The organism is Segatella copri (genome assembly GCF_026015625.1).
In the GTDB taxonomy this organism is placed as follows: Bacteria; Bacteroidota; Bacteroidia; order Bacteroidales; family Bacteroidaceae; genus Prevotella; species Prevotella copri_H.
This window is the reverse complement of record NZ_JAPDVG010000001.1, coordinates 3,151,444-3,175,893: the sequence shown is the minus strand read 5'-3', so window position 1 is coordinate 3,175,893 and position 24,450 is coordinate 3,151,444. Positions and strand designations below refer to the sequence as shown.

General features: G+C 46.7%; 17 protein-coding genes. 14 read left to right on the top strand and 3 right to left on the bottom strand.

Annotation, left to right across the window (positions count from 1 at the left end; all coding sequences use genetic code 11):
- Nucleotides 1-20 precede the first annotated feature (20 nt).
- On the bottom strand, nucleotides 21-458 hold the full coding sequence (gene dut, locus ONT19_RS13175) for a dUTP diphosphatase (protein ID WP_117692971.1): 438 nt from the start codon (nucleotides 456-458) through the stop codon (nucleotides 21-23).
- Nucleotides 459-626: 168 nt separating this feature from the next.
- Between dut and ONT19_RS13170 the strand changes: the two genes are divergently transcribed.
- The 3 genes from ONT19_RS13170 (at nucleotide 627) to ONT19_RS13160 (ending at nucleotide 6,772) form a co-directional block, all read left to right on the top strand.
- Nucleotides 627-1,964, top strand: coding sequence for a deoxyguanosinetriphosphate triphosphohydrolase (locus tag ONT19_RS13170; protein WP_264952152.1), 1,338 nt, complete (start codon nucleotides 627-629; stop codon nucleotides 1,962-1,964).
- 693 nt (nucleotides 1,965-2,657) lie between these two features.
- Nucleotides 2,658-6,566 (top strand): hypothetical protein, encoded by a 3,909-nt coding sequence (locus ONT19_RS13165; RefSeq protein ID WP_264952151.1) that lies wholly within the window; start codon nucleotides 2,658-2,660, stop codon nucleotides 6,564-6,566.
- A 17-nt stretch (nucleotides 6,567-6,583) separates the two neighbouring features.
- Nucleotides 6,584-6,772 carry a hypothetical protein gene (locus tag ONT19_RS13160; RefSeq protein ID WP_119228237.1) on the top strand — a complete coding sequence of 63 codons (189 nt, stop codon included), beginning with the start codon at nucleotides 6,584-6,586 and terminating at the stop codon, nucleotides 6,770-6,772.
- Nucleotides 6,773-8,190: 1,418 nt separating this feature from the next.
- Here the strand turns inward: ONT19_RS13160 and ONT19_RS13155 are convergent.
- Together ONT19_RS13155 and ONT19_RS13150 are read right to left on the bottom strand one after the other, a co-directional pair.
- Nucleotides 8,191-9,186: a GNAT family N-acetyltransferase gene (locus ONT19_RS13155; protein ID WP_118063419.1), complete on the bottom strand. Its 996-nt coding sequence runs from the start codon at nucleotides 9,184-9,186 to the stop codon at nucleotides 8,191-8,193.
- Between the two features lie 72 nt (nucleotides 9,187-9,258).
- Entirely contained in the window at nucleotides 9,259-10,086 is an 828-nt protein-coding gene (locus ONT19_RS13150; RefSeq protein ID WP_118416213.1) for a glycerol acyltransferase, read from the bottom strand.
- Between the two features lie 356 nt (nucleotides 10,087-10,442).
- Here ONT19_RS13150 and rsmH point away from each other — a divergent pair, with 356 nt between their 5' ends.
- The 11 genes from rsmH (at nucleotide 10,443) to ftsA (ending at nucleotide 24,404) form a co-directional block, all read left to right on the top strand.
- Nucleotides 10,443-11,357: a 16S rRNA (cytosine(1402)-N(4))-methyltransferase RsmH gene (gene rsmH / locus ONT19_RS13145; RefSeq protein WP_117692963.1), complete on the top strand. Its 915-nt coding sequence runs from the start codon at nucleotides 10,443-10,445 to the stop codon at nucleotides 11,355-11,357.
- Nucleotides 11,354-11,860 carry an FtsL-like putative cell division protein gene (locus ONT19_RS13140; RefSeq protein WP_153093564.1) on the top strand — a complete coding sequence of 169 codons (507 nt, stop codon included), beginning with the start codon at nucleotides 11,354-11,356 and terminating at the stop codon, nucleotides 11,858-11,860. The genes rsmH and ONT19_RS13140 overlap by 4 nt, the downstream gene beginning before the upstream one ends.
- Entirely contained in the window at nucleotides 11,857-14,016 is a 2,160-nt protein-coding gene (locus ONT19_RS13135; protein WP_119227535.1) for a penicillin-binding protein, read from the top strand. Before ONT19_RS13140 ends, ONT19_RS13135 begins: the two co-directional genes overlap by 4 nt.
- An 81-nt stretch (nucleotides 14,017-14,097) precedes the next feature.
- On the top strand, nucleotides 14,098-15,561 hold the full coding sequence (locus ONT19_RS13130) for a UDP-N-acetylmuramoyl-L-alanyl-D-glutamate--2,6-diaminopimelate ligase (protein ID WP_118067294.1): 1,464 nt from the start codon (nucleotides 14,098-14,100) through the stop codon (nucleotides 15,559-15,561).
- Nucleotides 15,562-15,585: 24 nt separating this feature from the next.
- A complete protein-coding gene (gene mraY / locus ONT19_RS13125) occupies nucleotides 15,586-16,854 on the top strand; it encodes a phospho-N-acetylmuramoyl-pentapeptide-transferase (protein ID WP_264952150.1) in 1,269 nt (422 codons plus the stop codon).
- Nucleotides 16,855-16,897: 43 nt separating this feature from the next.
- On the top strand, nucleotides 16,898-18,235 hold the full coding sequence (gene murD, locus ONT19_RS13120) for a UDP-N-acetylmuramoyl-L-alanine--D-glutamate ligase (protein ID WP_119227536.1): 1,338 nt from the start codon (nucleotides 16,898-16,900) through the stop codon (nucleotides 18,233-18,235).
- A 37-nt stretch (nucleotides 18,236-18,272) separates the two neighbouring features.
- On the top strand, nucleotides 18,273-19,550 hold the full coding sequence (locus ONT19_RS13115; RefSeq protein WP_264952149.1) for an FtsW/RodA/SpoVE family cell cycle protein: 1,278 nt from the start codon (nucleotides 18,273-18,275) through the stop codon (nucleotides 19,548-19,550).
- Nucleotides 19,551-19,641: 91 nt separating this feature from the next.
- Nucleotides 19,642-20,748 (top strand): undecaprenyldiphospho-muramoylpentapeptide beta-N-acetylglucosaminyltransferase, encoded by a 1,107-nt coding sequence (gene murG, locus ONT19_RS13110; RefSeq protein ID WP_117692953.1) that lies wholly within the window; start codon nucleotides 19,642-19,644, stop codon nucleotides 20,746-20,748.
- Nucleotides 20,748-22,124 (top strand): UDP-N-acetylmuramate--L-alanine ligase, encoded by a 1,377-nt coding sequence (gene murC / locus ONT19_RS13105; protein ID WP_264952148.1) that lies wholly within the window; start codon nucleotides 20,748-20,750, stop codon nucleotides 22,122-22,124. Before murG ends, murC begins: the two co-directional genes overlap by 1 nt.
- Entirely contained in the window at nucleotides 22,125-22,919 is a 795-nt protein-coding gene (locus tag ONT19_RS13100; protein WP_217313005.1) for a cell division protein FtsQ, read from the top strand.
- A 39-nt stretch (nucleotides 22,920-22,958) separates the two neighbouring features.
- Nucleotides 22,959-24,404 carry a cell division protein FtsA gene (ftsA, locus tag ONT19_RS13095; RefSeq protein WP_264952147.1) on the top strand — a complete coding sequence of 482 codons (1,446 nt, stop codon included), beginning with the start codon at nucleotides 22,959-22,961 and terminating at the stop codon, nucleotides 24,402-24,404.
- Nucleotides 24,405-24,450 lie beyond the last annotated feature (46 nt).

Sequence of the window (24,450 nt, the reverse complement as noted above, 5' to 3'; positions counted from 1 at the left end):
ATTCAATCTTTAATAATCTGTTATTTTACACCCGTATGACCGTATCCGCCGGCTCCACGTTCGGTTTCATCGAGCTCATTAACCTCGATGAAATCGCATTGTTCGTGCTTAGCCAGCACCATCTGGGCTATACGTTCGCCATCGTTGATAACGAAATCCTCTGTAGAGAAATTGATGAGCAGAACCATGATTTCGCCGCGATAATCGGCATCGATGGTTCCCGGCGTATTCAATACGGTAATGCCATGCTTCAAAGCCAGACCGCTGCGAGGACGGATCTGCGCTTCATAACCTGCAGGCAAAGCCATATAAAGACCGGTTGGCACCAGTCGTCGCTCCATAGGATGAAGCACGATTGCCTCATCGATGTTTGCACGCAAATCCATGCCGGCACTCTGAGGTGTGGCAAACGCAGGTAGAGGCTGATGCCCCTTGTTGATAATCTGTACTTTTATCATGACTTTTTCTTTTTTATCTGTGTCTGAGTTTAATAATCTGCAAAAATAAGCAATTTTGATGGAATAAATGAATTTTTGAGGATAAAAACATGTAATTTATCATATTTTATTTTGATTTGTGCTTACTTTAGTGTATTTTTGCGCTACAGAATCAAGTAATACAATAATATGGAATGGAAACAACTGATATCCAACAAGCGTTTCGGACAGGAGCATAAGCATGCCGAGCGCCATGATGATCGCTCTGAATTCAAGCGCGATTACGACCGTCTTATCTTTTCATCGGCATTCCGCCGCCTGCAGAACAAGACGCAGGTTTTCCCATTGCCGGGCAGCATCTTCGTTCACAACCGCCTCACCCACAGTCTGGAGGTGGCGAGTGTGGGCATGTCGATAGGTAACGACATTTCCCGACACGTCATCCGGAAGCGGCCAGAACTGAAGGATACGCTCGTCGAGGAGATAGGTACCATCGTAAGTGCAGCCTGTCTGGCACATGATTTGGGCAATCCGCCTTTCGGTCATTCCGGCGAGAAAGCCATCCAGACTTTCTTCTCCGAAGGACCGGGTCAGAAGATAAAATCAATGGTTTCATCGGAGTTTTGGGATGATATTACGCATTTCGAAGGCAACGCAAATGCCTTCAGAATCCTGACCCACCGGTTCAAGGGGCGCCGTCAGGGTGGTTTCGTCATGACCTATTCCATGCTTGCTTCCATCGTGAAATACCCGTTTGCAAGCAGTCTTGCCGGCAACCACGGCAAATTCGGTTTCTTTGCTTCAGAAACGGAATCTTATAGGAAAATTGCCGATGAATTGGGCATTTTTTGCAAATCTGCACCGGGTGAGCCTCTCAAATACGCCCGCCATCCACTTGTATATATGGTAGAAGCTGCCGACGACATCTGCTACGAAATCATGGACATCGAAGACTCCCATAAGCTCAAGATTCTTTCCTTTGCCGAGACGGAGCACTTGCTGCTGAGTTTCTTCGATGAAGATATCCAGCAGAAGATACGCCAGCGCATCATCGACGAAGAACTGACTGACGAAAATGAGAAAGTGGTTTACATGAGAGCCAGCGTCATCGGCAAACTGGAGAACGAATGTGTGGCAGCCTTCCTGGCGCACGAGGAGGAAATTCTTGCCGGAACTTTCGAGGGCAGTCTCATCGACCACATTTCAGAGCGCCAGAAAAAGGCATACAAGGAATGTGAGAAGATCTCCTACTCTAAGATTTACCAAAGCAAGCCGGTACTCGACATAGAACTTTCGGGTTATAAAATCATGGCAACTCTGATGGAGGTTTTCGTCGAAGCAGCCGTAAACCCATCGCGTTTCTACTCCAAGCAGCTCTTACGCCGGGTAAGCAGCCAGTACGATATAGAGAACGAGAATCTGGAGGAGCGCATCATGGCGGTAATTGATTATATCAGCGGCATGACCGACATCTATGCGCTCGACATCTATCAGAAAATCAACGGAATCAGTCTGCCTATTGTATAAAACACAAAAAAGACACATAATCTTTACAATTATATCTTTCTAAAGGGTGCGATAGAATGATTCATTACAGGCTTTGCGAAGGTTATATCTAGGGACAGCATAACGAACATGCTGCCCCTTTTTTCTTATTGTTGGCATTACGCAAAATGGACTTTCGGGAGGCTCTGAGAGACGGAAAAGAGTGACTATCCGGCTACAAATGCAGCTTTGGATGATTGAAAGCAGAAATTGTTAATTTTTGAAAAATACAAGAGGAAAGAGACATTTTTATCGGGAATAGCCCCTTTCAGGTGTCGCATTCCCCCACCAATGCGACACCTAAATGATAGGAATGCGACACCTAGGCATGGGAATGCGACACCTTATTTCAATTATTTTTTGTATATTTGCAGCATGATTGCTAGATTGGAGCCATGCCGGTTTGCTGTCCGACATACCTGTTCATCATACAGACAAGCCTCTTATGTTTCCAGGAATGATCTTCGCTCTGATGATCCAATGGACATGATAGCGAAGCCTATCCCATCATAGAGGAAAGCTCCTGGTCTTTGCGATAAACTGGCAAGCAGATATATAAGACAAAATATTAACATTAATCATTTAACAACAAAACGTGTATGAAAAAGAAACAATTACACAAATCGAATCGGCTCGTCACGATGCTGCTGCTCGTGATGGCTATTCTCATGCCTTATGGGGGGGGCATGGGCGCAAACGCCTTCCAGGCCTTCCATTGGTAATGGAGTAGACAATCCCTATCAGATATCCACAGCTGCCGAACTGGCGTGGTTCCGCGACCAGGTGAATAGTGGTTATACTACTATTTCAGCCACGCTGACTAAAGATATTGACTTGGCAGAGTTCTGCCATGCGAAGGATGGCACCAAGTATACTAAAGAAGTCAGTTGGACTCCTATCGGTAACTCTGATAATATTGAAAATATGTACCAAGGTACATTTGACGGCAACGGGAAGACCATCAGAAATCTCTACATCAATGACATCTCTGAGTATATCGGTATCCCCTGCGAAGCCGGTTTCTTCGGCTATGCAGAAAAGGGCAGCATCAAGAACATCACTTTCGACAATGCAAAGGTAAAGACTACTGCTGATGATTATTGTACTGGAATTTTGGTAGGAGTTGCAGGCTCTTGTATTGAAAATATCAAGATCTTGGCTAACTGTTCGGTAGAAGGAAAAAACTACGTTGGCGGAATAGCAGGAAGAGCAAATGGCGACATCGGCAACTGCGAAAACCATGCAATGGTGAATGGTGCAAATTTTGTAGGAGGTATTGTAGGTAACTATGTGTTTTCCGACAAATCCATCACTTCATGCGCCAATTATGGTGTCATAACAGGTACGAGAGACAAAGTTGGCGGTATTGCTGGATATTTTAACTCAGGAACCATTCAGAATTGTGCCAACTATGGTGATATAACGGGAACTTTCTATGTCGGAAACTTGATAGGATGTGCTGATGAATGCAATCTGAACAATGTGCTTGGCACTGGTAATGTTACTGCTACTTCTAGAAATCCTGCCGGTCTCCTTGTTGGAAACATAGAAAATTCCTCCAGCACCGCTTCTGGCATCCTGGCATACAACAGCAGTGCTAAGCTTACCATCAATGGAACTGTGCAGACAGGTAAAGCTGTCAAGGCTATCGGACAAGGCTCATTGACACCTGCTGAAAAGATAAAGGCATTTTCCGCAGAACAGTTGAAGAGTGGATTGGTTGCCAATCAGCTTCAGAAAAACGTATCAGGAAATGCAAAATGGGGACAAAAACTGAACACAAACGATTATCCTTTACTTGGCTCTGCTGATGAGGTTTACTTGGATGGTAATGTGACAATGAATTGTTTAGGCGAGCAGGTAAGTGCATTTACCAATACCAAGCCTGCACAAGAGGGCACAATGACGATTAAGCATGGCGATAGTCCCATACATCACAAATCCGTGGCTGCTACCTGCACCACAGATGGCAACATCGAATATTGGGAATGTAATCTTTGTCATGCATCTTTCTCGGATGCTCAGTTGACACAAGAGGTGAGCAATCTTGTAGTATCAGCTACCGGACACAAATATGGTGAGAACGACAAGTGTACGATGTGTCAGAAAGAAATTCCTTCCTTGACATTGGGTAACAATCTCATAACAATCGAAAAAACGTATGGCAGTAGGGATGAAATCAGCGGTTACAACCTTTATAAATATACAGCTCCAGAAGATGGCAGATTGGAGGTGACGGCAAACAGCAACGGCAATAAAACCTGTGGCACCCTGTGGGAGAGCCCTACGGCTGCATCTCGCTTGACTTACGATGATTCTAGCAATTGGCCTGACTTCAAAATCACCTATACTGTAACGAAAGGCACCACTTATTATATCGGTGCAAGAAAATTAGATGGCAATGCCATCGAAGGCGAAGTCAAGCTCAATGTAAAAATGAATGGTCTTGAAGGTGAATTGCCAACAGGCATGACTGGTAAAGGAACTGAGGCGGAACCATTTGAACTGAAGACGGCAGAGCATCTGGCGTGGTTCCGTGACTTCGTGAATGAAGGTAACATGAAAGCCTGCGCAAAGATTGCCGGTGATGTGAAAGAAATTGATATGAGCACTGTATGCCATAAGGCTGATACCGAAAAGCAGGTAGCAGAGCTCAGCTGGACTCCTATCGGCAACTTCGCTGGTAATAAGTATCAAGGTACATTCGATGGCAACGGGAAGACCATCAGAAATCTCTACATCAACGCCACCTCTGGTGATGCCGGTTTCTTCGGCTATGCAGAAAAGGGCAGCATCAAGAACATCACTTTCGACAATGCGAAGGTAAAGAGTACTGTTGATCATTATACTGGAATTTTGGCAGGATTCGGAGAGCTTTGTATTATTGAAAATATCAAGACCTTGGCTAACTGTTCGGTAGAAGGAAAAAATGGCGTTGGCGGAATAGCAGGAATGTCAAGTGGCGACATCGGCAACTGCGAAAACCATGCAATGGTGAATGGTGCAAATTCTGTAGGAGGTATTGTAGGTGACGATAGAGAATTCGGCAAATCCATCATTTCATGCGCCAATTATGGTGTCGTAACAGGTACGGGAAACAGCGTTGGCGGCATTGCTGGAGATTTTGGCTCAGGAACCATTCAGAATTGTGCCAACTATGGCGATATAACTGGAGCTGATATTGTCGGAAACCTGATAGGAGATGGTTCTATATGTAATCTGAACAATGTGCTTGGCACTGGTAATGTTATTGCTACTTCTGATACAGAGCGTGCCGGTCTCCTTGTTGGACGCATAATCAATTCCTCCAGCACCGCTTCTGGCATCTTGGCATACAACAGCAGCGCGAAGCTTACCATCAATAAAATTGAGCAGACAGGTAATGCTGTCAAGGCTATCGGAAAAGGCTCATTGACCTATCCAGAAAAGATTAAGGCATTCACCGCAGAGCAGCTGAAGAGCGGCGAGGTGGCTTACCTGCTCAACGGAAGCAAATCAGAAGGTGAACTGGTTTGGTATCAGAAACTCGGCACAGATGCTTATCCTGTGCTTGTTGCTGAAGAGGGCAATACTGTATATCATGGATCGTTCACTTGCTGCGATGGAACGGCTGCATCATATAGCAACAGTACTTCTGAGACTGAATTGGTTCACGTAGCATCTGCCACTTTAACCAGTCCTAAGTTCGATGCCGACAAGCACATCTATCACATGGGCTGCAGCAACGAGAGCTGCCCTGAGCATAAGTATGCAGCAGATGCAGATGGAAAGCTGAAGGCAACAAAGGCAGAAGACGGAACGTTCTATGTCGAGGAACTGAACCTTACCGATGCTTCTACAGCCATCAACACCCAGGCTCAGTTCACGGTGAAGAACCTTCAGTATAGCCGTCAGCTTACTGAGGGACAGACGGGTTATGTAACACTCTGCCTTCCTTTCGACATCAATGTTACTGATGTTGCTGGTGCAGAGAAGTGCTATCCTGTAGGAAATATGATGATTCACATGCCTACAGCTGATGCAAGTGTATTGAAATTCGTTCTTATGCTCGATGAGCAGTCTGTCATCAAGGCTGGTACACCGATGATTGTTAAGCTTGGTGCAGAGGGCACTGCTCAGAAATTGGTTGCAACGGCACAGAATGTAGAGTACAACGCCAACTTCTTTGCAAATCCAACAGCCAAGTCGCTGACTCTGAGAGACTGGGATGGTAAGAGTGGTTTTATGACTATCTGCCATGAACTGACAAATGCCTCAATAGGTGGCGTTTATACTACCACTCCTATGGCAGAGGGAAGCTACAGTTTCCGTGCAGATGGTAAGTTTGGTATCCACACAGGTGATTTGTCTCCTTATCGCATATATCTGAACGTCCAGCCATCGCAGTCGGCTTCTTCACGTACCATGCTGTTCAGCATCGGTTTGCCTGATGACAGTTCTACCACTGGTATCCGCATCATCAGCTTAGGAGATGGCAGACAGACTAGTTCATTAGCCATCTATACCTTAGAGGGTCAGCGCGTAATGGGAACACCTCGCAAGGGAATCTATATCAAGAATGGAAAGAAATTTAGTGTTAAATAATTAATCAACAAGGTATTATGAAAAAGAAAGAGTATATATCACCTGCAATTCAGGTATTTGAAATGAATACACCTTGCATCCTGGCAGGAAGTGGAGGAGAAACCGGTGGAGGAAGTACCGGAAGTGGAATATCGCAAGAAGAATGGGATAGTTGGGGGCCAGGCTTCGGCTCGAATGATCCGAAGTACCCAGGTGAGGGAGTGTAATTATACGCTTCTGATTCTAACATAAGTAAGGGCTGCAGACGGTAACAATGCCGTTTGCAGCCCTCGTTGTTTTAATGGCTGAAGCGTCGAGATGCCATCTTGATTAATCCTGTTTAACTGAACTTTCGCAAGTAAGCTCCACACACCCTCTTGTGGACCTTCAGCCCGTACTTGAACCAAAAGTTACAGAAAAAGTTTCTATGGTTGCACGCAAGTACATGAAGAAGAATACTCAAGTGGTTCAGTCAAGCAACTCAAGTAGTTCAGTCAGCGAGTTCAGACGTCTCAGTTAGCTAATGCAGACGTCTCGATAAGCTTACAGATACGTCTCCGTTAGCCTACGCTGTCATATTCGTAACCCGATGCAGTCATATTCGTAACCCGATGCAGCCATATTCGTAACCCGACGCAGCCATATTCGTAACCCGACGCAGCCATATTTGTAACCCGATGCAGCCTTTATATGAACAAATTTTATGTAATTATCTATCATCCATCACGATTTGCATCTCTTACACATCTTGATATATTGATATACAGACACTTGTATAGCGTGATAGATACTTCAAAAACGGAAATATCCATCACGCTATCCCTCACGATTTGGGGTTATCCATCACGATTTTCTCACTACACTCTATCAGATACTGCATATTTTTGTTGAAACACTTACGATGGATGGCATCTGAGAAAGGTTACGGTTTCATGGCATGAAATATTTTGTTTCATACCATGAAACTGTTCGTTTCAAGCGGAGAAACACTTCGTTTCATCCTGTGAAACGAACTGATACGTCACAATCCTGCTTCCGCCCCATCGGCAAGAAGTTTTGGTTTACTCGTAAACAAATCCAGTTACTTCTGCATAATGATTAGCAGAAAAACGTGATAGATAACCCCAAATCGTGAGGGATAGCGTGATGGATATTGTAAACTTTTTATCAACCTATCACGCTAAGCAAAAGAGATAACAGTCTTATTATCAGATATTTAAATCTTCAAGAAACTGAAAACGTGATGGATGTGATGGATAAAACAGATTTTTTCTTCTCACTTATTCATCCACCTGCTCATAATAATAAGAATAGTCTATGCCCTTCATGAAGGCTTGCGATGCTCCTGACTTTTCCATTCCAGAAGCTGTTCATATACCTTTCTCTTCATATCTTTACACTTTTAGACACATAAAAATGCCAGAACGATACACTTTTCGACACATGAAACCATGCTATCATTACACTTTCTGACACATAAAACCTGCGCAAAGATACACTTTTCGACACATAAAACCAAAATTTCGCTGCCTTTTCCGAGATTCATTAAGACTATTTAACCGAGGCAAGCAGTTTTTACAGAAAACAAAAATCCCATGTTTCTATTGCCAATAAGCAATAAGAACATGGGATTCTGCGGTATAGGTTAGATATTTTTTTCCTTATAAATTACTTTATTGGCTCCGCTCGTAATCTTCAGAGCCTCAGGATGTTCCTTAATAAAACTGTTGATGTGGCGAACTCGCTTCTCTTCCAAAATCTCATCGATGGCAATGAGGATACCAGTCTCCTCTACATCACCAAAACCATAGTTGATGGCGGTACCGAAAAGCTTCATCGTAGGACTCAGACTCATGTAGGCATTAACAAGAGGAGGGATATTATAACCCAACTTGCGAACCTCACGGTTCAGGATGCGATAGTCAGCCTTGAAGTCATCTTCTGTAAAGATAGCAGCCAAATCACTCTCCGGAGTATCCAATTTCAGCGGTTTCATCGGGATTACGAGGTTCTCCTTGTCATCAAAATGCTTCTTGAGAAAATAGAGAATCATGTCGCGGCCACGACGGATGTAAGACGGATACATCGTCATCTTGCCGAAGAAATATTTTACTTCCGGATAGAGAACCGTCAAAGCGCCCAAACCATCCCAGAGATTGTCGAGAGCAAAGATGCTCTTGGTGTTGGTACGCACATTCTGATATTCGAGCGAAACGAAGGAACGGCCCAACTCTACGGTATAAGGCATATACTCCTTGAGGAACTTGTCGGAGAAATGGAACATGTGGCTGGTTGCCAGCTTAGGCTGTCCCTTCTCATCGAGCAGCCAGTCCTTACCCAGGAGATAACGGTAACCGCCGATAATCTCATCGGCTTCAGGATTCCAGACAATCAGCTGCTTGTAACAGTTGTCACCAAAGTCGAACTCATCAAGATCCATAGATTTGCCCGTTCCACCTCCCGCCTCACGGAAAGCGATTTCACGAAGTCGACCAATCTCTTTCAGCACATTAGGCGAATCATTAGCCGTAACGATGTAAATCTCGTTATGGCTCTTATTGGTCATTCTCAGTTGTTTGTCGGGTGTAAGCTCGCTCTTCAGGAGCTCACGGTCAATCGGTTGGATGATTTCTTCTTCCATATTACTCTTCTTATATGCTATGATTCTACGATTTCGTTAATATAAAACAATTCTTCCGGGTTTTGCAAACCATTAAAGTTCATAAACCCTGTCTTCAACATACTGTGCCCACTCTGTAGCCGACTTGCTCTTATCAAAAGTCTGCCAAGGAATCGGTTTGCCGATGGAGATGCGGAAATGCTTGCCCACATTCCTGTACATCTCGTCAACCAGGAACAGCATGGCGAGATTGAACGGCAGATACTTGTCGCTAAATCGGGCGATGCGGTAGAAACGCTCAGAGTTGCGCCCTCCGAAATGGATAGGCACCACATCGCGCTGATATTCTACACTCTTAGAGATAAACGTTTTCTTCCAAGGCAGGTCGTGGATGGTTCCATCCTTGCGCTTGCGGCTGTTCAAGCCTGCCGGAAACATCAGCATGTGGTTGTCACTCTTGAAGCCCGCCTCCACCATACGTGGGAAATCGCGACTCTGGCGCCCCGTCTTGTTGATGCCGATACTTACAGGTTTCAAACCCGGCAAGTTGAGCAGAAGATCATTCACCAGATAGCGGAACTTGCCATCATAGTGCTTGCCGATAATGGAACCGAGACATACGCCGTCCTGTCCGCCCAGAGGATGATTGGAAACAAAGGTATAGAGTTTGCCGTCGTTCTTGTCAGGCAGGTTTTCCAAGCCTACGATTTCAACATCCATCTTCAGATAGCGCACACATTCGGTGAGCCATTCAGTACCCGAAAGGCCACGGCTCTCCCACAAGAACCTGTTCACCTCGTCCTCGTGAATAATCTTCTTGAGCCAGGAAACCAGGAAGCGCGGTACGAATTTCACCTTGCTTCCCATCTTGCTCTTAAGAATCTTATCTATGTCTATCGTTTTCTCTATTGATTCACTCATGTTTGCTAAAACTTATATAAGTTAGTGCAAAAGTAACTCAACTTTTTCAAATACGTGCCATTTTTTCCAAAAAAATAGCAAAAAAGCGAAAATTTATTAGTTTTTTAAAACTATCACGACAAATCGAGCCCATTTTGCACGTATTTTTGCAAAAACATCACACTTGATGAGAACAAAAAGGCGATGCCCGAAACTGGAAGGTGAAGTTGACCAAAAACAACTTTTTCATTAAGTTTTATAAATTTTGTGGGAAAATGTAAGGCTATATGGAGATTTTTATGTACCTTTGAACCCAAATTTATACACTAATAAGTACACACGCAATATTATAACGCGATAAGACAGCAAAAAGATATATGATAAAGACAGCAGAAACATATCACGTACCGGTGCTCCTCAAGGAGAGCGTTGACGGGTTGAACATACAGCCAGGAGGCATCTATGTAGACGTAACCTTCGGTGGCGGCGGACATTCCAGAGAGATTCTGTCGCGCCTGACGGAGGGAGCGCACCTGTACAGCTTCGACCAGGATGCCGATGCAGAGCGCAACGTGGTGGCAAACGAGAACTTCACCTTCGTATGCTCCAACTTCAGATTCCTGAAAAACTGGATGCGTTACTACGGGGTAGACGGACTCGACGGACTGTTAGCCGACCTGGGCGTATCGAGCCATCACTTTGATGACGAGACCCGCGGTTTCTCCTTCCGTTTCGACTCCCCACTCGACATGCGCATGAACAAACGTGCGGGCAAGACTGCTGCCGACATCGTAAACGAATATGACGAAGGTGCCCTTGCCGACATCTTCTACCTATACGGTGAGCTGAAGAACTCGCGCCGCATCGCCTCGGCACTCGTCAAGGCAAGAGCCGAGAAGCCCATCCTCACCACCAAAGACTTCATGGCAGCCGTAGAGCCCCTCTTCAAGCGGGAACGCGAGAAGAAAGACATGGCAAAGCTCTTCCAGGCGCTGCGCATAGAAGTGAACCACGAGATGGACGCCCTGAAAGAGATGCTCCGCTCAGCCACGGAACTTCTGAAACCGGGAGGAAGGCTCAGCGTCATCACCTATCACTCGCTGGAAGACAGAATCGTAAAGAACATGATGAAAGCGGGCAATGCAGAAGGCAAGATAGAGCAGGACTTCTTCGGAAGAATAGAAACCCCTTTCAAACTCGTGAACAACAAGGTAATCGTTCCCGATGCCGACGAGCAGGAAAGAAACCCTAGGAGCAGAAGCGCCAAACTAAGAATAGCAGAAAAGAAATGATAAACGATAAAGACATAAACATCAGCGAGAAGCCTATAGCCGAAGAAAAGGCACAGGCATCACAGGAACCGCCGAAGCAGAAAACTCCGCAGCAGGAGCCACAGCAGCAGGAGGCACCACAGGCTTCGCTCAAGGAAGTGATTGCCAAGCAAGCCATAGAGGAAGAGGCTTCAGGATCATCGAGCTTTACGCTGCGAAAGATTCTGGGTGGAGACATTCTTACCGCACAAATCATACGCCGGCAGATATGGCTCGTTATCCTCATCGTGTTTTTTGTCATTATCTACATATCCAACCGATACAATATCCAGAACGATATCATCGAGTTGGACAAACTGCAGAAAGAACTGCAAGACACCAAATACAAAGCGCTGTCTACAAGCAGCCAGATAACAGAGAAGAGTCGTGAAAGTAATGTGCTCGACATGCTGAAAAACAACAAAGACAGCGTGCTGCACATCGCTACCCAACCTCCATACATCATAAACGTACCCGAAGAATGAGCAGCAAATTTGATCATAAGAAAGTAATGCCCCGCTACAGCGCCATCGCCATCATCATGACGATTTTCGCCATAGCCGTAGTGGGTAAAGCGCTCTATATCATGACCGCCAAGCATGATTACTGGATGAAGGTGGCAGAACGGCAGAAGAAGGATTCCGTGACCGTAAAGCCAAACCGAGGCAACATCTTGAGCTGCACAGGACAGCTGATGGCAAGTTCGCTGCCGGAGTTTAAGGTTTTCATGGACTTCAAGGCGCTGAAAGATGCAGAAAACGACTCGCTGTGGGATGCCAAGCAAGACTCCATCTGTCTTTGCCTGCACCAGATATTTCCGAATCTGAGCGAGTCTGATTTCAAGAAGCACCTCACCGAAGGTCGCGCCAAGATGAGCCGCCACTGGCCGGTTTATCCGAAGCGTGTAGACTATAACACCTTCACCGAGATAAAGGACATCCCTGTATTCCGCCTGAAACCCTACCAGAGCGGTTTCCACTGGGAAGAATATAATGCCCGAACCAGAACTTACGGTTCGCTGGCAGGCCGTACCATCGGAGCCATGTATGGCGCCAAGGATACCGCCCGCTTCGGTCTGGAGCTGAGTTACGACTCCATCCTGCGAGGCACCAACGGTATCGTGCATCGCCGCAAGGTGCGCAACAAGTTCCTCGACATTACCGATACCCCTCCTATTGACGGAGCCGACATCATGACCACCATCGATGTGAGCATACAAGACCTTGCCGAACGCTCACTCATCGACGAGCTGAAGGAAATCAACGCCAATGTGGGTGTAGCCATCGTGATGGATGTACCTACGGGCGACATTAAGGCCATCGTAAACATGGAGAAATGTTTCGATGGAGAATACAGAGAAATCCACAACCATGCCGTGAGCGACCTTCTGGAGCCGGGTTCGGTATTTAAGCCAGCCTCTATCCTCGTAGCGCTGGACGACGGAGTGGTAGACACGACCTGTCACGTAGAAACCGGTGGCGGTATATGGCCGATGTACGGCAGAGAAATGAAAGACCACAACTGGCGAAAAGGCGGATACGGAATGCTGACCCTCGCACAGACCCTGTGGTACAGTTCGAACATCGGTGTGAGTCGCATCATAGACGACCATTACCGCAACAACCCGGAGAAATTCGTAAAGGGTATCTACCGTACCGGTCTGCACGACGACCTGAAGATTCCGCTGGTGGGAGCAACGCCAGCCAGAATCCGCATGCCGCACAGAAACAAGAACGGGCAGTATGACAACTGGGCAAAGACCAGTTTGCCATGGATGAGTATCGGATATGAGACCCAGATACCGCCTATCTCTACCCTCACCTTCTACAACACCATCGCCAACAACGGCAAGATGATGCGACCAAGATTCGTGAGCAAGGTAATGAAGAACGGAGAAACCATCATGGAATTTCCTCCTGAAGTGATGCGCCAGCAGATAGCCAAGGAGAAGAGCATCAAGGAACTGCAAACCATCCTGGAACAGGTGGTAAGCGTGGGACTGGGAAAGAAAGCCGGTTCGCCTAACTTCAAAGTGGCAGGAAAGACCGGTACAGCCCAGATTTCAAAAGGTGCCGGTGGATATAAGAGTGGCGGAACCAGCTATCTCATCAGTTTCGCAGGCTACTTCCCTGCCGATGCGCCACGCTACAGCTGTATCGTCTGCATACAGAAATCCGGTTTGCCTGCTTCGGGCGGTACGATGTGCGGTAAGGTGTTCCATGAGATTTCAGAAGGCATCATGGCGCAGAGTCTGAAAGTTGACGTAAAGGACGCCCGCGACTCAGCATCCGTCTTCGTTCCTGACGTAAAGGCAGGCAATATCCTTGCTGCCAACTATGTGCTCAGCCACCTCGGCATCAAGACCAATGCCAACTGGAGTGGCAGCTATGCCGACGGCAACCCTATCTGGGGCAAGGCAGAGCGCGTGGGTAACCACAGCATCAAGCTCATCAGGGAGAAGCAATACGGCAAGACAATCGTACCCGACGTTACCGGAATGGGAGCCCGAGACGCTATCTACAATATGGAGAGCCGGGGCATCAAGACCCAGATTACAGGTAGAGGAAAGGTAGTAAAGCAGAGTCTGATGCCGGGAACGGTCATCAAGAAAGGTGCCGTATGCAGCATTGTGCTCGAATAAAACTCAGAAACAGTTATCTGAAACCCTATATATAATAAGGTGTAGATAAAAAATATATAGAATATAAAACAGAAACAGGATATGAAGTTACAAGAATTACTCAAAAACATCGAGCCGGTTCAGATAATCGGCGATGCTGATGTAGAGGTTACGGGAGTAAACATCGACTCTCGCAAGATTAAGGAAGGTCATCTCTTCGTTGCCATGAAGGGAACGCAGGTTGACGGTCACAAGTTTATTCCAAAGGCATTGGAACTGGGCGCAAAGTCGGTTTTGTGCGAAGACATGCCTGAAGAGAAAGTTGAGGGCGTAACTTACATTCAGGTCGCTTCGACCGAGGATGCTGTCGGCAAGGTAGCAACCCTCTTCTACGGCGACCCTTCAAGAAAGCTCAAACTGGTAGGCGTAACAGGTACCAATGGTAAGACCACCATTGCCACCTTATTATATAATATGTTCCGCAAGTTCGGCCATAAGTGTGGCTTGCTCTCTACCGTCTGCAACTACATTGAGGACGAGGCTATCCCTGCCGACCATACCACCCCAGACCCTATCGAGCTGAACATGCTCCTGGGCAAGATGGTAGAGGCTGGCTGCGAGTATGCCTTCATGGAGTGCTCTTCTCACGCCATCGCACAGAAGCGTATCGGAGGCCTGCAGTTTGCCGGAGGCTTGTTCACCAACCTGACCCGCGACCATCTCGATTACCACAAGACATTCGAGAACTACCGTAACGCCAAGAAGGCTTTCTTCGACGGACTGCCTAAGACTGCCTTTGCCATTACCAATGCCGACGACAAGAACGGCATGATCATGGTACAGAACACCAAGGCTACCGTGAAAACCTACTCTACCCGCAGCATGGCAGACTTCAGAGCCAGAATCCTGGAGTGTCACTTCGGCGGCATGTATCTGGAGATTGACGGCAGAGAAGTGGGCGTACAGTTCATCGGTAAGTTCAACGTGAGCAACCTGCTCGCCGTATATGGTGCAGCCATTATGCTCGGCAAGAAGCCAGAGGATGTACTCGTAGTGATGAGTACCCTTCACAGCGTAAGCGGAAGACTGGAACCAATCCAGTCGCCAGAAGGTTATACCGCCATTGTTGACTATGCCCATACACCAGATGCACTGGAGAACGTATTGAACGCCATCCACGAAGTGCTCGAAGGCAAGGGCGGAGAAGTCATCACCGTTTGCGGTGCCGGTGGCAACCGTGACAAGGGCAAGCGCCCATTGATGGCACAGGAGGCTGTAAAGCAGAGCGATAAGGTAATCATCACCAGCGACAACCCACGTTTCGAAGAGCCACAGGACATCATCAACGACATGCTTGCCGGACTCAATGCCCAGCAGATGAAGAAGGTAATCAGCATCGTAGACCGCAAGGAAGCCATCCGCACAGCCTGCATGCTGGCAAAGAAGGGCGACGTGATTCTCGTAGCCGGTAAGGGACACGAAGATTACCAGGAGATCAAGGGCGTAAAGCACCACTTTGACGATAAGGAGGTGATTCGCGACATCTTCGGAATTTCACAGAAGTAAAATCAATCAAGAAAAGAAAGAAAAATGTTATACTATCTCTTTAGATTTCTGGAGCAGTGGGGCATCACAGGTTCTCACATGTGGGGCTACATCTCATTCCGTGCCCTGCTTGCGCTGATTTTATCATTGGTAATCTCTGCCTGGTTCGGCGAGAAATTCATCAAGTATCTCAAGAGCAAGCAAATTACAGAGACACAGCGCGATGCCAGCATCGACCCGTTCGGTGTCAAGAAGATTGGCGTTCCTTCTATGGGTGGTGTCATCATCATCCTGGCTATCCTCGTACCGGTACTGTTACTCGGACGTTTGCGCAACATCTATCTGATCCTGATGATCATCACCACCGTATGGCTCGGCTTTCTCGGTGGAATGGACGACTTCATCAAGATATTCAAGCGCGACAAGGAGGGATTGAAGGGCAAATATAAGATTATAGGACAGATTGGCATCGGCCTGATCGTGGGACTGGTACTCTGGTCTTCACCTGATGTAAAGATGAACGAGAACCTCGCCATCGAGCAACAGGGACAGGAAACGGTGGTAAAGCATCGTACGGAAGCAAGAAAATCGCTGAAGACTACCATCCCATTCGTCAAGGAGCACAACCTCGACTATTCCAGCATCACCAGTTTCTGCGGTAAGTACAAGGTAGCAGCAGGCTGGATTCTCTTCGTCATCATGACCATCTTCGTTGTAACAGCCGTATCAAACGGTGCCAACCTCAACGATGGTATGGACGGAATGTGTGCCGGAAACTCCGCCATCATAGGTGTGGCGCTAGGCATACTTGCGTATGTGTCGTCGCACATCGAGTTTGCCGCCTACCTCAATATCATGTATATTCCTGGTTCTGAGGAACTGGTAGTATTCTTCTGTGCCTTCATCGGAGCCCTCATCGGTTTCCTCTGGTACAACGCCTACCCTGCCCAGGTATTCATGGGCGATACGGGTTCGCTGACCATCGGCGGTATCATCGCAGTAGGTGCCATCATCATCCACAAGGAGCTGATGCTGCCTATCCTCTGCGGTATTTTCTTCGTAGAAAGCCTCAGCGTGATGATGCAGGTTTACTATTACAAGATAGGAAAGCGGAGAGGTGTGAAGCAGCGTATCTTCAAGCGCACACCTATCCACGACAACTTCCGCACACAGGACAGTCAGCTGGATCCTGACTGCAAGTATCTGTGGAAGAAGCCTCGCAACTGCTTCCATGAATCAAAGATTACCATCCGTTTCTGGATTGTAACCATCATTCTGGCAGCATTGACCATCATCACATTGAAGATCAGATAAAATACAGGCTCTTATCAGCCCGACAAGTATAGAGAATAAGACAATGAGCAAAATTGTAATTTTAGGAGCTGGCGAAAGTGGCGCAGGTGCAGCCGTGCTGGCAAAGAAAGAGGGATTCGAGGTCTTTGTTTCAGACATGTCAAAGATCAAGGATAACTACAAGAAGTTGATGGATGACCACAACATCGAATGGGAAGAAGGTCACCATACAGAAGAAAAGATTTTAGATGCAGATGAAGTCATCAAGAGTCCGGGTATTCCTAAGGAAGCACCTATGATACAGAAACTGATGGCTAAGGGTACACCTATCATCAGCGAAATAGAATTTGCGGGCAGATATACTGATGCCAAGATGATCTGTATCACGGGAAGTAACGGTAAGACAACCACTACCTCGCTGATTTACCACATCATCAAGTCGGCTGGCTATGATGTAGGTCTGGCAGGCAACATCGGAAAGAGTCTGGCCCTTCAGGTGGCTGAAACTCCTCATAAGTACTACGTCATCGAGCTGAGCAGTTTCCAACTCGACAATATGTATGAGTTCCGTGCCAATGTGGCCATCCTGCTCAACATCACTCCAGACCATCTGGACCGCTATGAGTTTAAGATGCAGAACTATACCGATGCCAAGATGCGCATCACCCAGAACCAGACAGAGGAAGACAGCTTCATCTTCTGGAACGATGATCCTATCGTTACAAAGGAGCTGGCTAAGTACAACCTCAAGTCACATCTCTGCCCATTCTCTGAGTTCAAGGAGGAGGGTTGCGTTGGCTTTATCGAAGACGGCAAATACAAACTCAACTTCCCTTCAGACTTCGAAATGCCACAGGCAGACATGAGTCTACGCGGCAAGCATAACATCTATAACAGTCTGGCTGCAGGTCTGGCATGCAACATCGTAGGCATCGACCACGAGACCCTGCACAAAGGCTTGAGCGACTTCCCTGGTGTAGAGCACCGTCTGGAGAAAGTGGGCAAGTACCAGGGCGTTTACTATGTGAACGATTCAAAGGCTACCAACGTAGATGCCTGCTGGTATGCGCTGGAGAGTATGACCACCCCTACCATCCTCATCATCGGCGGTAAGGATAAGGGAAATGACTATAACCAGATCAAGGACCTGGTAAAGGAGAAATGTGCCGGTATCGTATATCTCGGAGCCGACAACCAGAAGTTGCACGACAACTTTGACGCACTCGGCATCCCTGTACGCGACACTCACAGCATGAAGGATTGCGTGGCAGCCTGCCAGGAATTGGCAAAGCCGGGCGATACCGTACTCCTCAGTCCATGCTGCGCAAGTTTCGATCTCTTCAAGAACATGGAAGATAGAGGCGAGCAGTTTAAGGCGCTGGCAAGAGCTATCGGAGAATAACAGTTTTCAACAATAGAACAGATAGAACTATAAAGAAATGAATAACAAGAGCATTGGTAATATTTTCAAGGGAGACAAGGTGATCTGGATGGTCTTCTTCTTTCTCTGTATGATAAGCATCGTGGAGGTATATTCTGCCTCCAGCTCCTTGTCGTTCAAGACAGGAAACTACATGGCACCTGTCATCCGCCACATCTTGCTCTTGGGAGGCGGTCTGTTCACCATGATTTGCATGCTCAAGGTGAAATGCAAGTACTTCAAGATTGTTACCCCCGTCGTGATGGGCATCTCATTACTGTTACTCGTCCTGGTCTTGGCTACCGGTCAATCTACCAACGGAGCCTCCCGATGGTTCTCTCTGATGGGCATACAATTCCAGCCTTCTGAGATAGCGAAGGGAGCGGTAGTACTGGCTGTTGCTCAGATTCTTAGTGCTATGCAAACAACTCAGGGAGCCAACAGGAAGGCTTTCAAGTTCATACTTGTAGCAACTGCTCCATTTGTTATTCTCATCGGACTGGAAAACTTATCCACAGCCATGCTCCTCAGTATCACAATCTTAGCCATGATGCTCATCGGACGAGTGCCGATGAACCAGATTGGCAAGCTGGTGGGACTGTGCATGATTGTCATCGTCACAGCCTTTGCAGGTATCATGATAGTAGGACAGGACAAGGGCGAAGAGGGCAATGAACCGGAAAATACGCTGACCGAGAAGGTTGAGCAGGAACAGAACAAGCCTAACATGGCAGAAAAGATGTTCCATAGAGCCGACACCTGGAAAGCCCGTATTGACAAGTTTATGAACTCAAAGCCTGTAGCCCCACAGGATGTCGATCTCGACAAAGATGCCCAAGTGGCACATGCCAACATCGCCATCGCCTCTTCCAACATCGTAGGCAAAGGGCCTGGAAACTCAGTAGAAAGAGACTTCCTCTCACAGGCGTTCTCAGACTTCATCTATGCCATCATCATCGAAGAGATGGGTATATGGGGAGCCGCACTGGTTGCATTCCTCTACATCATCCTCCTGTTCAGAGCTGGCAGAATAGCCAACAGGTGTGAGAACAATTTTCCAGCATTCCTCTGCATGGGCCTCGCCATCATGCTGGTTACCCAGGCACTCTTCAACATGGCAGTAGCAGTAGGTTTGGCTCCAGTTACAGGACAGCCACTACCACTCATCAGTAGAGGTGGTACATCTACCATCATCAACTGTCTGTACCTGGGCATCATCCTGAGTATCAGTAGAACAGCCAAGAAGAAAGAGATACCTCAAAATGAGCTCGACGACAGCAAAATGGTGGCTGCCTGACAAGAGTTTTATAAATTAAGGTGAAAAAATGGCAGAAAATGCCGTTAAATCGATATTTTTTTATACCTTTGCGTTATAAACATGAACGGATATGAATAATGAATTAAGAATTATCATAAGCGGAGGCGGCACAGGTGGTCACATCTTCCCTGCCGTATCCATTGCAAATGCCATCAAGGCAAAACGCCCTGATGCTAAGATTTTGTTTGTGGGTGCACTCGGCAGAATGGAAATGCAGCGTGTACCTGCTGCGGGTTATGAGATCAAGGGCTTGCCTATCTGCGGCTTTGACAGAAAGCATCTGCTCAAGAACATCGCCGTGCTCTTCAAGATATGGAAGAGTCAGCACATGGCAAAGAGCATCATCAAAAACTTCAAGCCTATGGCAGCTGTGGGCGTAGGTGGCTATGCTAGCGGTCCGACTCTCAATGTTTGTGCCAGCAAAGGAATACCTTGCCTCATCCAGGAGCAGAATTCATACGCTGGTGTAACCAATAAGCTCTTGGCCAAGAAGGCTGAAAAAATCTGTGTGGCTTACGAAGGAATGGAGCGTTTCTTCCCTGCAGACAAGATTATCATGACCGGTAATCCTGTTCGCCAGAATGTATTGGAAACTACCATCACCCCGGAAGAAGCACGCAAGCAATTCGGTCTCGACCCTGAAAAGAAGACCATCTTGCTCGTAGGTGGCAGCCTTGGCGCAAGAACCATCAACGAGAGTGTGCTCCAGCACCTCGACCTGGTGAAAGAAAGCGGCGTACAGTTTATCTGGCAAACAGGTAAATACTATAATGCTGCCATCATGGAGCAACTGAAAGGTCAGGAGCTGCCAATGCTCAAGGTTACTGATTTCATCAGCGACATGGGTGCAGCTTACAAGGCAGCCGACCTGGTTATCAGCCGCGCAGGTGCCAGCAGTATCAGCGAGTTCTGCCTCATCGGCAAACCGGTTATCCTGGTTCCAAGCCCTAATGTGGCAGAAGACCACCAGACCAAGAACGCCATGGCATTAGTCAACAAAGATGCTGCCATCTATGTAAAGGATGCCGATGCACCAGAGGTATTGCTCAAGAAAGCAGTTGACACGGTAAAAGACGAGGCTAAGCTTGCTTCGCTCTGTGAGAATATCAAGAAATTAGGATTAAAGAACTCTGCCGACGTCATCGCCGACGAAGTAATCAAATTAGCAACAAAGTAATGGAAATAAAAGATATTAAAGCAGTTTATTTTGTAGGAGCGGGCGGCATCGGAATGAGCGCCATCGCCAGATACTTCCTCAGCAAGAAGTTGGTTGTAGCCGGATATGACAAGACTCCATCCAATCTAACTCATGAGTTGGAGAAAGAGGGAATGCTTATCCACTATGAGGAGAATGTTGACCTCATACCAGAAGCCTGCAAGGACGCCAAGACAACATTGGTAGTCTACACACCGGCAATTCCTGCAGAACACAAGGAACTGGTTTTCTTCCATGAGAATGGCTTCACCATCGAGAAGCGAGCTCAGGTTCTGGGTACATTAACCCGTACACATAAGGGACTGTGCGTAGCGGGTACACACGGAAAGACATCAACATCTACCATGTGTGCTCACATCATGCACCAAAGCCATATTGACTGTAATGCCTTCCTGGGAGGTATCTCAAAGAACTATGGCACCAACTATATCCTCTCCGACAAGAGCGACTATGTTGTCATTGAAGCAGATGAGTTTGACCGCAGTTTCCACTGGTTGCGCCCATGGATGAGCGTCATCACAGCTACAGACCCAGACCATCTCGACATCTACGGCACCAAGGAGGCCTATCTGGAGAGTTTCCGTCACTATACAGAACTGATCCAACCGGGCGGTGCACTCATCATCCACAAAGGTCTGGAGATGAAGCAACACGTACAAGACGGTGTCAAGATATACGAATACAGCCAGGACGAGGGCGACTTCCACGCTGAGAACATCAAGATAGAGAATGGAGGTATCACCTTTGATTTCATTTCTCCTATCGAGAACGTAACGGGCGTAGAACTCGGACAGCCTGTGCCTATCAACATCACAAATGGTGTGGCAGCAATGGCAATGGCACAGTTGAATGGTTGTACAGCCAATGAACTCCGTAACGGCATGAAGACCTACGGAGGAGTTGACCGCCGTTTCGACTTTAAGATCAAGAATAACAAACTGGTATTCCTGTCTGATTATGCTCATCATCCAAAGGAGATATATCAGAGTGCTAAGAGTATCAGAGAGTTATACAAGGACCGTAAGATAACAGCCATCTTCCAGCCTCACTTGTATACTAGAACCCGCGACTTCTATCAAGATTTCGCCAATAGTTTGAGTCTTTTGGACGAGGTAATTCTCTGCGACATCTATCCAGCTCGCGAGCAGCCTATTCCAGGAGTAACCTCCAAGCTTATCTACGACAATCTGAGACCAGGTGTAGAAAAGAGCATGATTCACAAAGAAGACGTTCTTGACCTGGTAAAGAATCGAGACTTCGATGTTCTAGTTATCTTAGGAGCTGGCGATTTGGACAACTATGTTCCACAAATTACCAAAATACTTGAAGAAAAATAAATGCATATCAATTGGAAGAAAACCATCATCATCGCACTGGATTTAGTACTCGGTACTTATCTGGTATTCGCTTTCACCAGGTTTAACAAACCTGATGAAACGAAGTTGGTATGCACCAAGGTGAACATCAACATACAAGATGAGATGACCAATGGCTTTCTGAATGCGAAGGAAATCAAGAAACGACTGGAAACAAGGAAACTCTATCCGCTGGGGGAACCGCTCAAAGAGGTGAACGCCCGCAAGATAGAAGAAACCTTGAAGACCAGTCCTTTCGTCAAGACGGCAGAATGCTCAAAGACTCAGGATGGTCTTGTAGACATCTACCTCACCCAACGCATGCCAATCGTCAGGATCAAAAGCATCAGCAACGAGGACTATTACATTGATGACCACAATCAGATTATGCCCAACACGAACTATACGTGCGACATCATCATCGCAACGGGCTACATCAACAAGTGGTATGCTAAAAAATACATCTCATTGCTAAGCAAAGCGCTGATGACAAACGAGCTCTGGCGAAACCAGATAGAACAGATCAATGTTCTGCCTGACAGAGGAATAGAACTGGTACCGCGAGTAGGCAACCACATTATATATATAGGTAACCTGCCAGAGACCAACCTCATCGACAAACGGGAGCAAGCCATCAACGATTTCGTCAACAAGAAGATGAATCGATTAGAGAAATTCTATAAGTATGGACTCTCACAAGCTGGTTGGAACAAGTATTCGTATATCAATATCGAATTCGACAACCAGATTATATGTAAAAAGCATAAAAATAGCTAATTAGAAAATAGAAACAGATTAAGATAACACATAAGAACTATGCCAAAGGAATTTATTGTAGCTATCGAACTTGGCTCATCTAAGATGACAGGTATAGCAGGTCAGAAGAATTTGGACGGCAGCATCACCGTACTTGCCACCGTAGAGGAAGATTCATCTTCTTGCATCAGAAAGGGTGTGATCTATAACATTGACAAAACCTGCCAATGTTTGACCAACATCATCAAGAAGTTGAAAAATATACTGAAACAAGATATCGTCCAGGTCTATGTAGGCGTGGGCGGTCGCTCTATACGCAGTATCAAGAACGTCATTGTCAAAGATCTCCCAGGTAACACCATCATCTCACAAGAGATGATCAATGAACTGATGGATATCAACCGCAACATGACCTATCCGGACCAGGAAATTCTGGATGCTGCAACTCAGGAATACAAGATAGACAACCAATACCAGATAGACCCTGTAGGAATACAGTGTAACCATCTGGAAGGCATCTTCCTGAATATACTTTGGCGCAAGAACTTCTATAACAATATCAATACCTGTTTTGAGAATGCCAACATTCCAATTGCAGAAATGTATCTCGCTCCTTTGGCTATGGCTGACAGCGTATTGACAGACTCTGAAAAGCGTGCAGGATGTATGCTTGTTGACTTGGGTGCCGACACGACAACCGTTTCTGTATATTATAAAGGTATACTCCGTCATCTCTCTGTCATCCCATTGGGCGGCGGCAACGTGACCAAAGACTTAACTTGTCTTCAGATTGAAGAGCCTGATGCAGAAAAGATGAAGCTCAAGTATGCCAAGGCTTATACCGATATCAACAATATCGACCCAACCCTGAACTACCCTATCGACAAGGATAGAGTGGTTGAAAGCAAGAAGTTCATCGAAATCGTAGAAGCACGCGTAGAGGAAATCGTAGAAAACGCATGGTTCCAGATTCCTGTGGAATTCTCAGATAAGCTGTTGGGTGGTATCATCCTTACAGGTGGCGGCAGCAACATGCCTGAGATCGATAAGGTTTTCAAGACACATACCCACATCGACAAGGTACGCATCGCCAAGTTTGTTTCTCAAACTGTCAACTCCAAGGATCCTAAGATTACCAACCACGATGGTACAATGAACACCGTATTGGGACTCTTGGCTAAGGGTGACATGAATTGTGCTGGTGAAGAAATCGGCACAGATCTCTTCAGCAATTCAGCAGAGAAACCACTTGCAGCCGAGCAGCACAAGGCTCCAAGAAATCCTAACGAGACAGCCGGCAAGGGCGTGGTTCTGACGGCGGCTGAAAAAGCGGCTGCTGATGAGGCAGCCCGCAAGCAGAAAGAACTGGAAGAAGCAGAGGCAAGACTTCTGGCTGAAAAAGAAGCAGAAGAGGAAGAAAAGAAACGCAAGGAAAACAGTCTCATCCATAAAATGATGAGAGGTTTCAAGAAGTTTGTGAAAGATACCATTTCTGAGGAAGAATAAGATGCCAAAACGGCTATCAGAAAACAGATTTCACAACGAGGCAGAT

Coding starts and splice junctions, on each gene's coding strand:
- dut (WP_117692971.1), bottom strand. CDS start 458: ATGATAAAAGTACAGATTATCAACAAGGGGCATCAGCCTCTACCTGCG.
- ONT19_RS13170 (WP_264952152.1), top strand. CDS start 627: ATGGAATGGAAACAACTGATATCCAACAAGCGTTTCGGACAGGAGCAT.
- ONT19_RS13165 (WP_264952151.1), top strand. CDS start 2,658: ATGGGGGGGGCATGGGCGCAAACGCCTTCCAGGCCTTCCATTGGTAAT.
- ONT19_RS13160 (WP_119228237.1), top strand. CDS start 6,584: ATGAAAAAGAAAGAGTATATATCACCTGCAATTCAGGTATTTGAAATG.
- ONT19_RS13155 (WP_118063419.1), bottom strand. CDS start 9,186: ATGGAAGAAGAAATCATCCAACCGATTGACCGTGAGCTCCTGAAGAGC.
- ONT19_RS13150 (WP_118416213.1), bottom strand. CDS start 10,086: ATGAGTGAATCAATAGAGAAAACGATAGACATAGATAAGATTCTTAAG.
- rsmH (WP_117692963.1), top strand. CDS start 10,443: ATGATAAAGACAGCAGAAACATATCACGTACCGGTGCTCCTCAAGGAG.
- ONT19_RS13140 (WP_153093564.1), top strand. CDS start 11,354: ATGATAAACGATAAAGACATAAACATCAGCGAGAAGCCTATAGCCGAA.
- ONT19_RS13135 (WP_119227535.1), top strand. CDS start 11,857: ATGAGCAGCAAATTTGATCATAAGAAAGTAATGCCCCGCTACAGCGCC.
- ONT19_RS13130 (WP_118067294.1), top strand. CDS start 14,098: ATGAAGTTACAAGAATTACTCAAAAACATCGAGCCGGTTCAGATAATC.
- mraY (WP_264952150.1), top strand. CDS start 15,586: ATGTTATACTATCTCTTTAGATTTCTGGAGCAGTGGGGCATCACAGGT.
- murD (WP_119227536.1), top strand. CDS start 16,898: ATGAGCAAAATTGTAATTTTAGGAGCTGGCGAAAGTGGCGCAGGTGCA.
- ONT19_RS13115 (WP_264952149.1), top strand. CDS start 18,273: ATGAATAACAAGAGCATTGGTAATATTTTCAAGGGAGACAAGGTGATC.
- murG (WP_117692953.1), top strand. CDS start 19,642: ATGAATAATGAATTAAGAATTATCATAAGCGGAGGCGGCACAGGTGGT.
- murC (WP_264952148.1), top strand. CDS start 20,748: ATGGAAATAAAAGATATTAAAGCAGTTTATTTTGTAGGAGCGGGCGGC.
- ONT19_RS13100 (WP_217313005.1), top strand. CDS start 22,125: ATGCATATCAATTGGAAGAAAACCATCATCATCGCACTGGATTTAGTA.
- ftsA (WP_264952147.1), top strand. CDS start 22,959: ATGCCAAAGGAATTTATTGTAGCTATCGAACTTGGCTCATCTAAGATG.